The following is a 13,369-nucleotide window of genomic DNA, read 5'->3' as shown; positions in this document are numbered from 1 at the left end:
CTTTAACAAGCTGTAGTAAATTTTTACTATAATGCCAATAAACACTTAATTCTATAACTGGTTTAAATTGCCGCAGCGGAGAGCTATCCATGATGGGGGCAGATAACCAACGACCTGATCCCGACGTTTTATTGGCTCAAGTGCAAAGTCAGGAAAAGCAAGCTTCTAAGGGTAAGCTAAGAATTTATTTCGGAGCCTCAGCAGGGGTCGGAAAAACTTACGCGATGCTGGTTGAGGCTAGAAAGCTTAAGGAAGATGGTTGCGATGTTATCGTTGGTCTTGTTGAAACGCATGGGCGTAAAGAGACTGAAGCACTCCTGTCGGGGCTACCCCTTTTGCCCCGAAAATCGATTCTATACCGCAATAAAGAACTCTATGACTTTGATATTGATGCAGCACTTGAAAAACATCCCCAATTAATTCTTGTTGACGAATTAGCACATTCTAACATTCCGGGTATGCGCCATCCCAAGCGTTGGCAGGATGTTGAAGAATTGCTAGAAGCTGGTATTGATGTTTTTACAACTCTTAATGTTCAGCATTTAGAAAGCTTAAATGATGCGATCGGTGGAATTACTAATATTCATATTGCTGAAACTGTTCCTGACACAATTTTTGATAAGGCCGATGAAGTAGTCATGGTTGATATTACCGCGGATGATTTGCTTCTCCGCTTAAAAGCAGGCAAAGTCTATCAGGGACCTCAAGGCGAATTAGCCGCTCAAAATTTTTTTCGCAAGGGAAACTTGATTGCTCTTCGTGAACTTGCATTAAGACGTACAGCTGAACGTCTTGAAGACGATGTGCAGGCTTACCGTATTGAACAATCTATTGATAAAATTTGGAAAACAGATACTGCTTTATTGGCCTGTGTAGGAGAACGCCCTGGAGCAGAATATGTTATAAGAAATACAGCAAGATTGGCCTGTCAATTAAATGCGGAATGGCATGTCATTTATGTTGAAACCCCTGCATTAATGCGTCTGCCGTTTTCCAAAAAGCAATATGCTTTAAATGCATTAAAATTGGCTGAAGAATTAGGGGCAACCACATCGATTGTTACCGGAGATGATGTAGCATTAGCCATTGCTGATTACGCCCGAAATCAAAATTTTTCAAAAATTGTATTAGGACGAAGACGACCATCGCTACGATTTTGGCATAGCTCAATTTTATCCCGCCTTGCAGCCTATGCTCCAGACTTTGATTTACTTGTCATTGGTGATTTAGATAAAGCGGGTAACTCTCTTGATGTACAAGATATCAGTAAACCGGTGAAGGAGAAGAAGGAGTATGCCCATTATTTAGTAGCAGTAGGGGCTATTTTTTTTACGGTACTAATTTCGAAGATTCTGGAGCCCTATTTTAGTCTTATTAATATAAGTCTTCTTTTATTACTAACCTCACTATTAATTGCGATTCGATTTGGTCGTGGACCTGCGTTGGTTGCCTCATTAATCGCTGCAGGATCCCTGGATTTCTTTTTTATCGAGCCGCGCTACTCTTTTTTAATTGCCGATTGGCAGCAAGGGATTATGATGTGTTTGATAGTTGCTATTGCTCTAATTACTGGGCATTTAACTGCAAATTTACGTTATCAAGTATTTATAAAGGGACAGCGGGAATCGCGAACGCATGTGCTTTATAAATTTGCTTATGAGTTATCGAGTGCACTTTTAACAGAACCTATCTTAGAAACAACAAGAACGTATATACAGCATGCATTTAGTGCACGAGCCTGGCTTTTATTACCCGATGACGATGGACAATTACAGCTTCCAACAGATGAAGAAACGTTTCAAGCTTCAGAGATGCAAAATTTGGATATGGGCATTGCACAATGGGCATTCGATCATAAAGAATCGGCAGGACTCGGTACGGATACACTCCCCGGAAATAGTTTTTTTTATTTACCTCTTGTAGCCCCTATGCGAACGCGAGGTTTGTTGGTTATTCAGCCTAAAATATCTCAGTGGCTTCAGAGACCCGAAGAGCGACAACAGCTTGATACTTTTGCTGCTTTAGCAGCAATAGCATTGGAGCGCGTTCATTTTATCCAGGTGGCTCAAGAGGCGCTCGTGCATATGGAATCTGAACGAATGCGAAATAAAGTGTTAGCAAATCTATCTTATGATTTACAAACTCCGTTAGCATCGCTAATCAATTTGTCAGAGTCTTTGGTGAAGTCTGATTCCTTGTTAACCCCACTACAACAAGAATTAGCCAACTCACTAAAAAATGAAATATTACACATGGACTCATTAATCAAAAACTTGTTTGAAATAGCTCGTATTAAAACTGGTGAGTTGAAATTAAACTTGCAATGGCACCATTTTGATACAATTTTGATAAATGTTAGTCATGCGATGAATGCGAAAATGACGACACACCATATAGAAACCCTGTTAGAGGGAAATCTACCCTTAGTCTATTTAGATAACCTGCTTATCGAACGAGTCCTTATAGCGTTGCTAGATAGCACATGTAAATATACTCCAAAAGGCACAAGTATAATTTTATCAGCAACAAGCCATGATAATAATTTAAAGATTGCTATTTATGATAAAGGCTCCATTCTATCCAGTGGGCGTGCTAAAGCGCTTTGGAAGAAGTTAAAACGGGGCTTTCGTATTGATCTTGAAATTGCTATTTGTGGAGCAATTATCGAAGCTCACGGAGGAAATATTCAACTTGGTCATTCTCCCGAGGGTGGCACCTCTATTATTTGTTCCCTTCCGATTAAACCTGTCCCCGAATTAATCATTGAAGAATAAATGAGTGTATTTTGAGATTTAATTATGGTTGTTGTCTGTACTGATTAATCTTTACACAGGGATGCACTATTGTTATTATGATGCTTATGAAATCAATGACTCGCTTATTTCATTACATCGTTGTCTTTAGCTTGGTTTTATTTGCTATAAAGCCATTGCTGCGCTATGAATCAGCAAAGCAAACCCTTCCTACAACACAATATAGTGCGGTAAGTAAGTGCTCAGGTGGGACTACTACGTCAGTATCGTCTTGCCCAGCGGGAGCTTGTTACACACTTACTGAGGAAAGTAGAGTTGCTCACTTATATGTTCTTATTCTGGCAGGACTACTTTTTTTTATTTATAGACAATTAAGTTCTTCTTCACCTTACTCTAGATTATTCAAACCGCCAATTTTTACCTGCTAATCAATACATTAATTTTGGATATTTTTTAATTAGTCATTGATTAATAGGAATCAATTATGAAGAATTTAAAACGTTATATAAGCGTTTTGACGCTTATGCTTATTTCTCACGCGGTATGGTCTTTTACTCCTGCATTTGAAAGTTCGAACCCCATAACCGTAATGCATTTTATCCAAGACAATAGTGCATTCGTTTATTTAACTATGTTTTTTGGTCTTGGAATTTTGCTTGCCTTTACACCCTGTGTCCTACCCATGGTACCGATATTATCGGGGATTATAGTGGGACAGGGCTCCTTATCCACTGTAAGAGCAGTCAAGCTCTCCTTGAGTTATGTTTTAGGCATGGCAATAACTTATGCCGCTGCAGGTGTTTTAGCTGGGTTTATGGGAAGTACGTTACAAACCTTAATGCAAAGACCATCAGTTATCATTGCCTTCAGTTTAATTTTTGTCCTCATGGCATTGTCTATGTTTGGTCTGTTTGAGTTAAAAATGCCAAGCAAGATCAGCACAAGATTGACTTTATTAAGTCAAAAAGACAGTGGAGCAACGTTTATGTCGGTGGCTCTAATGGGAATCATTTCCACATTGGTTGTCTCTCCTTGTGTGACTGCCCCGTTAATTGGGGTATTAACCTACATTGGTCAGAGTGGACAGGCGTGGATGGGTGGTATCATTCTTTTCTTTATGGCTTTAGGCATGGGGGTTCCTTTAATCCTAGTAGGAGCAGGTCAAGGGGCTTTATTACCGAAGACCGGACCATGGATGTTAAAAATAAAGCAGTTATTTGGTGTGATGATGATGGCAATGGCCATATGGATGTTAGGGCGAATATTACCTGAGGGATGGGTCAAATTATCATGGGCTCTTTTATTAATCATAAGCAGTGTAAGCTTGGGAAGTTTGCGCACACAATCCACTAAATTGGGGAAATTGTTTCAGGGAGTGGGTGTTTTAATTCTCATGATAGGTGGAATTATGATTTACTCCACTGTCTCAACGGTTGCTGCAATGAAGCAGACAAAGGAGGTCTATACCACAAAAGCACCTTTTGTCCATGCAGATAATTTGGCGGCCATTGAAGAGCAGTTAAGCGCCGCTAAAAAAGCACACAAGGCAGTTTTTGTTGAGTTTTATGCATCCTGGTGCAGTGATTGTCAGGAAATGGATAGCAAGGTGTTTAATGAACCTGAAGTTTTCAAAGCAATGGCAGGTCTTGTTAACTTGAAGGTAAATCTAAGTGACAGTGACAGTCCTGAGGTGCTTAAAATTAAGAAGCATTTCGCCATCTATGGTACGCCACAAATGCTATTTTTTAATGCTAATGGTGAACTATTACCGCAACTAAGTGCTGTAGGGACTATTGATAAGCACGCTTTGATTGCTTTGCTCGAGAAAACCCTTAAGGCATAGGTAGAATAAGAGTTGGGTCAAATGAGCCAAATGACCCAACCTGGACTCAACATCTTTCTGGATGCCTCGGACAAGCCGAGGCACGTAGGATAGTTATGTTCTTTGCATTTTTTCTACGTGCCTCGGCTTGTCCGAGGCATCCAGTTAAGGGAATTGATTGACGTATTTGTGTGCATTTCTGAGGAATAGTAGCAACTGTCTATTACTTTCTAGGCGACATCTCTTTTTAAAATAAATCCTGTTAAAATTCCCGGACTGAAGGGATTAATTTGATTTTGGGTTTTTAATAAGTATCTTCCTGAGTTTCCATTGACTTCAAATAGAATCTGTAAACTAGCACTGTCCTCACTATCTACTAATACATTGACTTTTTGCAACATTTTGAAGAATGCCCATGGTCCGATTTCTTCAAGTTCATAATGATTACCTTCAATGGAATCCAGACTTAATTTGGCATCATTTTGTGGCCAACTGAATTGAATGTAAGAGTCACTGCCCTGATTATCGGTTAGCGTTGTTTTACCAATCGTTAACTGCAGATTGGCAACAACAGGATCAAGACTAATTTTTTGCAAGCTAAATTCAATCTTACTAGCTTCAGTATCCGGTGAGAAAAACATATTAGTAATCACATTGGCACGAATTAATTCGTTCGTAATGTCACTTGAAATTGGCATAACATAGCCATTGACTTCTTTGGGTTGCCATTGTGGCGATGATGTATCAAGGAAAGGTTTTAAATAGTTGTTTACAAAGTTATTTAAGGTCCCATGAGGAGAGAAGAAATGATCGAAATCAGTAAGTGATACCTCTTCTTGCCGCGTGGGATCAAGGGGGTAGCGGTTTGCGATGGTCAATTGATATTCATTGAAAACTTGCTGCTCCCACAAACGATTCAGATAGGTCTTACTTTCACTAATAAAAATAAACCAGGTATCGTCAGCAATTTGTTTAGTCCATGTGGCAACGGGTTCGGGCAATTGTCTAGTCTTATTATACAAGTTACTTAACGGATCAGCAGATGCTCCACCTAAAAAACGAGCCTTCGTTAAATCAAACGCAGTGCGGCCGTTATCATTCACTAACGAGAGTGTAGTAAGAAACTTTTCTAATTCATTAATGCTGAGTGTTAAATCATTTATTGCAGAACCACTCATTAGATTCAAGTTTGTAAATTCGTTGGCAATTTTTTGATTAAAAAGAGCGGCATTTTCATTGGGATCGGGAGCGGTTTGTTGTTGTATCAATTTAATCAATTTAGCCAATGCATTATTGCGATATAATGTTTGGGTGAGTTGTCTTGCCTGCTGGTAATCTTGATAATGCAAGGGTTTTGTACGGCGGATAAAGTTCTGCCACCAGGTTACATATTCAAAGCAATAAGCTTGCTCAAGTTGAGCGGGTAAGTTATTTAAATCTTGTCGCTCAAGAACCCAATTTTCATGTTGTAATTGTCCCGAAATTTTAGGCAAGGCAACGATGATTTCCTTGAATCCAGCTTTAGTATAATAATACGGTAATTCTTTATTCGCCAAGTCAAATCCTTCCACTGCAATTGTTTGCGTGGAAGCAGGGAAATTATTTTTTGCTAATGTGTGATAAAGATAAGTGGCTGGTAATGCATTAAGATAATTGCGGACATCACTCACTAGCTGTCTGTTGATGGCAATTGGCTGCAAAGGTTTTCTTAGCGCATGTTGTAATAGAGTTAATTTTTTATGCATTGTGGCTTGCTGGTTCGTCGATTTCCAATAATCGCTAAACCATTTAGTAACCTCGGCTTCGGAATAATGTTCTGGTTCGCCAAGCATTAAATATATTTTTAATGCTTGGTAACGAGCATTTTGCGTCTGAGCTGGATCCAGCATAATTCGTTCTATGCCTGCTAAAAGCTCAGGAAGAAAATCATCATGCAAGCGGTGTTTGGCATTGCTGTGGAGCTGATTTTTTAGCTGTTCAATTGCAGAGACAGGCAGGATATTGGTTGGTATTTGCTGCAGTTTTGCCGCAGCTAATGATAAATGGTAGAGGGCAGAAGTTTTATCATTGGCTTGACCAAGAAAGGTTTCGTAAGTAATCAGCTCTTTACTCGCCTCATCTAACAATCGGGACGTTTTGAAATGTTGTTGTACCACCCAGATTAAAGACAAACTCACGATACTTGTTGCAAGACCAATCAGGCATTTTTGTGTACCACTCATTTGGGCACTATAACGTTTTGTTTGCTCTTGAAATGCTCTAATTGCGCCTTCAATAAAATAAGCGCGGAAGTTATTCGATTGAGGATATTTGTCTTGAACCGTGAGAGCATACTCATGTTGAATTTTTCGATTTAACTTATCAACACTCAAACCACCTTGTTCAGCACTCGTAAAATAGATGGATTGCAAACGAAAAAGTTGTGTCGGCAAATGTTGCATTAAACACTGAAGCGGCATTCGCAAGCTTGCAAGTTGCAATGGAAATTCACGAATTAATGTACGTTTTACACTAGAGCGTGCAGGGTGTAATTTATTAATAATTTGATGACTTAACACCTCAATCATTTGATCAAACTGCAGACGATAGTATTCTAATAAGCTACTACGTTGTTTAATAGCGTTTAATGAAAAACCGAGAGGCTTACTCAATTCATTTGCATGATCGGATTGAAAGAAATCACAAAAACCGGCCAAAGCGTCCAGTTTAGTAAGGATAATTGCTGTATCCACACAATACCCTAATCCATTGCCAAATCGCTCAAGAAGTTGGGTGTGGGCTTTGCATTGTTCCGCAAGTTGTACAGGTTCTGTAAGTAGTAATTCACTACTATCGACACATAAAATAATACCACTTACTCTAACACTGCTATGACAGCGATTTAATTGCTTTAATGTATAAGCGAGCAAATTTTCGCTCTGGTTAAGCCATGATTCACCTAATTCCAGAATGATACCGTATTGGTTATAGAAGAAATTCGCATTACTGTTTGTAGCAACTGGATAATGAGTAAGCCCACTTTGGCGCAGCAAGGTAGTTTTACCCTGATTAGATCTTCCCGTAAGAATTAGAAATGAAATAGCCGTAGTTTGTGGTTTTAAAAAACTTAGAATTTTTTTTAGAGCGTCACAGAGTTCAGTTAATGATTTATCCATCAGTCATCCAGTTTAGCTGCCACGGTATGTCCAAACTGGACAAATTTAGCCTGATTTTCAAGTAAAAAATGACTCGCTAAATAACCACCTATCAATACACTTAGGGCAAGAATCGAGCTGATTATTAGTGGTTTATAATTCTTGGGGAAGTTATCAACAAGTCTTTGTTCCTTAAAAAGTTGATGTGACTTGTTAACGCGATGTTGTTTGATCAATTGATACAGTTCTTCGATTAAATTATCTAAAACCTGTCTTCCATCTGTGCGTCCATGTTGTTCCCCCTCAAAGCCTGTAATTAAACAATAATAAGCAAGTTCAATTAAATCCAGGTATTGATTTGGTCTTTCCTTAATGTAACGCACAATATCGAAAAATCGTTGTTGGGGACCCACATCATCATGAGAAGAGGGGGTGAATGCTTTAAACTCAGCAATTTTTCCATAAAGACGTAAATAATTCTTTCCTAGTAATTCATCGATGGTTGCACATAATAAGTAGTGTGCTATTGCATCAAATTCTTCAGTATAGGTTTTCCCACTCAAACGACTATGAAAAGCACGTAATTCATGTTCAATATTGTCGCGAATGTTATTTATAGGTGGCAGTGTAGGTGTTATGTACAAGCGTTCAAGCAGAGAAAGCAAAGGGCCTGCTGCTGCAACCAACGGGTTGGTCGTAAAAGGCGCAATAAATAATTTAGAGCGATAATAGCCTTGAGGCATTTGTTGGGCGCCAGGTAATGACAGTCGGTTCACAATAGAGGCCGAAAAGCGTTCGGCTGTCATGGCTTTACTCCAAAAATAATCATTTAACGTCACTTGCCAGCGTTAAGAGCACTGACAAAATTGTTCAAATTGATACTTACGCGAATTGTTGAGTTAAAGATAATACGTTATATAGACTCGGTTGACAATTGCTTTCATGCAGGAGAAAAGAGGGGGTAAAAAACTCGTGTCAAATTTCCTGAAGAAGCGCACTAAAATGGCGTTCAATCCATTCTTTGCCAAGTAATTCAAAAGCGTCATTAAGAAAATCAGCAAGCTCTTCAGGGTTAAGTTTATGCTCTAAACCGATAGGCTCGATGTGATGATGAAAATAACTCCCGAAATAATGATTGCAAAAACTGATATAGTCTTCTGTGTGCAAAATAAAAACATGCCAAATTTTATCTAGAGTCAGCAAAGGACCGAATAAATAGGTGGGTTTGTCGTCAATTTTACGAGAGGCGTTTAACCACATCCAGGCCAGGAGATCACTAAACAGCTGTTGGCTTTCTTCATAAGAAAAATCTGGATAATGATGACAAAAATAACGAACTACTTGCTCATTTTGATAAGTAAGTAGTTCGGAAAGTAATAATTTCACCGGCAACACGTTTTTTGCAAAGATTGCTTTGTGATTTGTTGAACAATACGACAGATCATTTCTTCTTTAGACATACAAAGTCTCCACAATAACAGAATAGGATATTTGAACACCAAAATAGTCAGAAATCAATCAAACTAGATCCAACATTCATGTTGGATCTAGTTTTGTATTTAAGCAAAAGAAGGCTGGTTGGTACGAAGCGCTTCTAGTTTTTCATCGATCTGTCTAACAGCGGTGGTTCTACCCCAAGCACCTGTAAAAATTGAATTATTACGATGCTCATTAAATAAAGATAGTCCCCTCGCCTGCTCTAACATAGCGATTTGTACGCTGCGATCACTTTCAGTGCTTACTTCGTCAAACAAGGCTTTCAATGCAGTCTGTCTGAAAGTCTCCAAAGTATTTCGCCATGTTGTTGTATTCTTTATTCCAAAGAAACTATCCAGACGAGGGTTTCGATGTTCATTTAACTCATCAATACCCTGAATCTCTTGATAAAGTGCATGATATTGAATCGTGGATAGAGTTTTTGGTGCGATTTGATCAAGCAGAGCCTTTTGCTTTTCAGCTTTTGTAGTCGCTTTATTAATTAAGATGACAATTTGCGACACGTCAGGATCCAGGGTTGTCTTGGGCACAGCCGTGATTGTTGGTTGTTTCTTTTCATCAGTAGTTGATTCTCCATCAGCTGTAAGTCCTGTAACTTTGGGTGGTATTGAAGTATGAGTAGAGCCATCAAGCGAGACTGGTTTCTCAACTTTTTTATCTTCTTCAACCACAGCTTTGGGCGGTGTGACAACTTTTTCAGAAGTCTCTGTTGATTTTGCATCAGCTTTAAGAACTTCTTCTTTGACGGGTGTTGAAGTATGAGTAGAGCCTTCAATTGTAGCTTGTTTTTCTGTGGTGCTCTGCTCTTCGCTGGCTGTTGTTGGGGGTACAACAGTTTCTTCATGAGTCTTGGTTTCAGCCTTTTGAGTCTTTGCTACCAAGCCTGCTTCAGACACTTCAAAAGGTGTATCAAGAGTGGCAAGAACCTCTTTAACCTTCGCTAATTGTGTCTCCTTATCGGCTAGTAAATTAGTTTTACCAAGCTTATCCAGGAACGTTTGGGTTAAACCTTTTTGCTGTAGGAAGAACAACAGATCGGCAAAATTATTTTTTTGTTCGGCTGAAGCAGCTTGATACCACAGGGGAAGCGCTTGAGTAATGAGAGCTAGATTTTTGACATCAATAACTCCATAAACTGCATTATGCGCCTGTGTATTGAAGGCTTGATGCTCATATAATTTGATGTAGAGATTTAACATCGGTGTCAAGCGCTCAGCAATAACTTGCTTATCAGTTGGATCAATCCCTCCATATTCAGCACCGGCTATTGCGGTTAATAGTAGTTTAGGACCGTACATGACCATAATAGCAGGGTTTTCAAGGTTACCTGCGTTTCTGTTAAGAAGAGCAATCAGTGTATCCTGCGCTGGTTTGGCTAGCTGACCCACAGCTATTTCCATCGCTTCAACAAATAACTGTGTTCTCTTTTCATAAGCGCCTTGCTCGGAAATCACCAGTTGCTTGGTGTCGGGATGAGTTTGAGTTTTGAATAAATGACAACGTAGCATTTGTGCAATACGTGTTTTAGCAAGAATCACGCTCTCTTGTGATTTATCTTGAGGAGTGATTTCTGGAATCGAAATAGCTAATTTTTGACGATAGCGATGATAAGCTTCACTGCTGGCTTTTTCGCCTAACGATTCTTGTGCAACTTGTAAAAGTGTTTCATAAAGCAAATTTATCTTTATATGAATTTCGGGATCTTTACCGGCAGTACTGGTAAACACGTCTGCGCCAGAGGAGCCTAAAATATCATAGCAATGGTGTACAAATATAAGTTCAGCCTTCATTGGGTCTTGCTGATAGGCTTTAAAAAATAAGTCCAACCCTTTTTTAACACCTTCAAAAGGAATTTCCCCTTGAATAATTTGCGCGATGTTTGTTTCATTACACAAGGTAATTAATTCATCGCTGATAGCGATTTTTTCTTTATCTTTAATCTCTGTATTTGGTCCACCCCAAATTAAAAACTCTGTCAGCGAACAGCTTTTTTCATGCGCTCCTGTTATTGCATATACTTCAAGAGCTGCATCATGATCAACATGTGCTGTAGCTTGATCAAACTCTTCTTTGCTTGCTTTTTGAGGCTTACGAGTGTGAAGCTCTAATCGATAAAAATTATTTTCAAGCTCGATGAAGTAAATACCTTCTTCATTCATCCTGACCGCTTTTTTAATAATATCCCCTTTGCCAGCATCGTGTATTATCAAATGGTAAAAAAATGCTTTTCCGTAAGAAGGTTTTTGATTTTTTAAGCTTAGCATGTCCTTATAGGACTCAGTCATACCATGGATACCTACAGGAAATGCAAACGCTAAATTACCATGAAGTGCTGCGCGAGCATGCAACAAACTGTTTCCGGTTCTTTTGAATTCTACAGCTAGCTTGCCATCTTCTTTGAGTAAATCATTCACTCTTTGCGTCATCAGTGCAGCTTGTCTTAAATCGCTAAAGAGAGTGGTTGTTAATGCCGTAAATTTCTTGTCAACAGAAACTTGTTGCAGTGCTTTTTGCAGATTTGAAATTATGGGATCAGTTAAATCAAAATCCATGGCCTGCAAGGCTTCAGCTAAATCTTTAATGAATTTTAGCAAGTCATTATTGAGCAGTGTTTTGTCTTCTAATTGTTCACCCCACGCAATTAATTCCCCAACAAAACGACTGAGAGCTTTAGCCTGATCATTCGTTAATTTTGCTAAGGAATAACCGAAGCTTGCTTTCCCGAGTATGTACTGGACATCTTCGTTTGAGATATGTGCAGCTAGTTGGCTTTGCAATTCTTTTAAACTAATTAGTGTCCAGGTTGCATTGATTTGTTTTTCAATAGATTGTATTTCTGTTGGCTCAATTTTTTCAGCATGCTTTAAGTCAAAACTCTGTGCTTTCAAATTTAAAATGTTCCTATAGCCAGCTTGTAACGAATCAAATTCTTTCTTTTGTTCTGCCGGGAGTGCTTCTATCGCCGTAAAATGAAGAAGGGCGGTAAAGAAAATCGCATCCACTTCTTTTCCAAAAGTAAATGATTGAGCTTCTGTACCAATGCTAATATCATTTTCTTCTATAGCAACGTTGGCATCTATTAATACGCCTGTTTTGCCTACCATACGTAAATTAACAGTTTGACCCTTAACAGTTTCAACGCCGGTAAACAACATTTCTTTTTTGAGTTTAGGTAACTGAAGTTTCTCCCATTGACCCTGCTCAATTAACGCAGCCAGCGAGGCAACAACATCGTGAGGCCAAAATGCGTGGTATTTGGAGTGTTTCATAAACTCGACGATCGCTGATAAGGAAGACTCAGCATAACGTCCAGCATATAAAGGATAAGCACGACCCATGATTTCTGAATAACTGTTTAACCAGCTATTTTGATCATATTTTGGTACGGCACGTGTTGATTCAGAAACAACATGAAAACTATTTAATTTTGTAATATTGCTTATAGCCTGAGAAGCTTTATGTGGATCTGTACTGCGTGCATTATAAGGAAGAGCATTTGGCTTCGTTATTTTTTGTGCATATTCATCTTGTGAATAGGGTTTGTTATAACCCATGGTTGTTAGGCTGAAATTTTGCTGCTTTTCACCTGGAATTGCAGAAATAAAGTCGCTAACCGCATCAAAAGCGGCAATACTTACAAGCGTTGCACCATCTGGGGTTGCTTGTTGCAATTTCTCTATCCATCCAGCATTTAATGCAACAGTCGATTTATCGCTTTCAGTTTTTGCATAATATTCCTGAACTTCTTCAGTTGGATAAAAAGGAACGCTGTCTGTTTCTACATTATAAAATGCTTTCTTTTCAGGATTAAATTGATAATAGGTTGTTTTAGGACCGACTAGTATTATCGGGAATGCCTCGGGCGGTAAAGAGGGTAACTGTTGTTTAAATTTGGTAAGCTGCATATTCAAATAAAGTGCTCGCAAACCATACTGTCCGTCTAGATCTTGTATTCCTTTTTCAGTACTAGGTACCTCATCAGTTGTCACCATATAGATAGGTGTGTCCATTGGAATAACGCCTGCTGATTTTGCCTGTAGAACACTGATTAATGCTGCTAAATCATCACCGTCTTTGCCTGCATCCGTAAAAAAAACAATTGGCTTCACCTATCTTCTCCTAAGTTTTAAAAAATAAAAAAGTGAGCATTTTTACCATATTAA

At 38.8% G+C, this 13,369-nt stretch carries 6 protein-coding genes; 2 read left to right on the top strand and 4 right to left on the bottom strand.

Annotation, left to right across the window (positions count from 1 at the left end; translation table 11 throughout):
* Window positions 1-89: 89 nt before the first annotated feature.
* On the top strand, window positions 90-2,774 hold the full coding sequence (locus LHA_RS11105; protein WP_045106603.1) for a DUF4118 domain-containing protein: 2,685 nt from the start codon (window positions 90-92) through the stop codon (window positions 2,772-2,774).
* Window positions 2,775-3,237: 463 nt separating this feature from the next.
* Entirely contained in the window at window positions 3,238-4,596 is a 1,359-nt protein-coding gene (dsbD, locus tag LHA_RS11100) for a protein-disulfide reductase DsbD (RefSeq protein WP_045106602.1), read from the top strand.
* 209 nt (window positions 4,597-4,805) lie between these two features.
* Here the strand turns inward: dsbD and icmF are convergent, their stop codons facing one another.
* The 4 genes from icmF to LHA_RS11080 all read right to left on the bottom strand — a co-directional run bounded on the left by icmF (window position 4,806) and on the right by LHA_RS11080 (window position 13,315).
* The gene (icmF, locus tag LHA_RS11095; protein WP_045106601.1) at window positions 4,806-7,730 is read right to left on the bottom strand and encodes a type IVB secretion system protein IcmF; all 2,925 of its coding nucleotides are present in this window, start codon (window positions 7,728-7,730) and stop codon (window positions 4,806-4,808) included.
* Window positions 7,730-8,515: a type IVB secretion system protein IcmH/DotU gene (gene icmH, locus LHA_RS11090; protein ID WP_045106600.1), complete on the bottom strand. Its 786-nt coding sequence runs from the start codon at window positions 8,513-8,515 to the stop codon at window positions 7,730-7,732. Before icmH ends, icmF begins: the two co-directional genes overlap by 1 nt.
* A 169-nt stretch (window positions 8,516-8,684) precedes the next feature.
* Window positions 8,685-9,095, bottom strand: a complete 411-nt coding sequence (locus tag LHA_RS11085; RefSeq protein ID WP_045107555.1) for a glycine-rich domain-containing protein — start codon at window positions 9,093-9,095, stop codon at window positions 8,685-8,687.
* A 173-nt stretch (window positions 9,096-9,268) separates the two neighbouring features.
* A complete protein-coding gene (locus LHA_RS11080) occupies window positions 9,269-13,315 on the bottom strand; it encodes a hypothetical protein (protein ID WP_052673699.1) in 4,047 nt (1,348 codons plus the stop codon).
* Window positions 13,316-13,369: the final 54 nt, after the last annotated feature.

Source organism: Legionella hackeliae (genome assembly GCF_000953655.1).
Taxonomy (GTDB): domain Bacteria; phylum Pseudomonadota; class Gammaproteobacteria; order Legionellales; family Legionellaceae; genus Tatlockia; species Tatlockia hackeliae.
The sequence above is the reverse complement of the archived record's forward strand: the minus strand, read 5'-3'. Positions and strand labels throughout refer to the sequence as shown.

Coding starts and splice junctions, on each gene's coding strand:
- dsbD (WP_045106602.1), top strand. CDS start 3,238: ATGAAGAATTTAAAACGTTATATAAGCGTTTTGACGCTTATGCTTATT.
- icmH (WP_045106600.1), bottom strand. CDS start 8,515: ATGACAGCCGAACGCTTTTCGGCCTCTATTGTGAACCGACTGTCATTA.
- icmF (WP_045106601.1), bottom strand. CDS start 7,730: ATGGATAAATCATTAACTGAACTCTGTGACGCTCTAAAAAAAATTCTA.
- LHA_RS11105 (WP_045106603.1), top strand. CDS start 90: ATGATGGGGGCAGATAACCAACGACCTGATCCCGACGTTTTATTGGCT.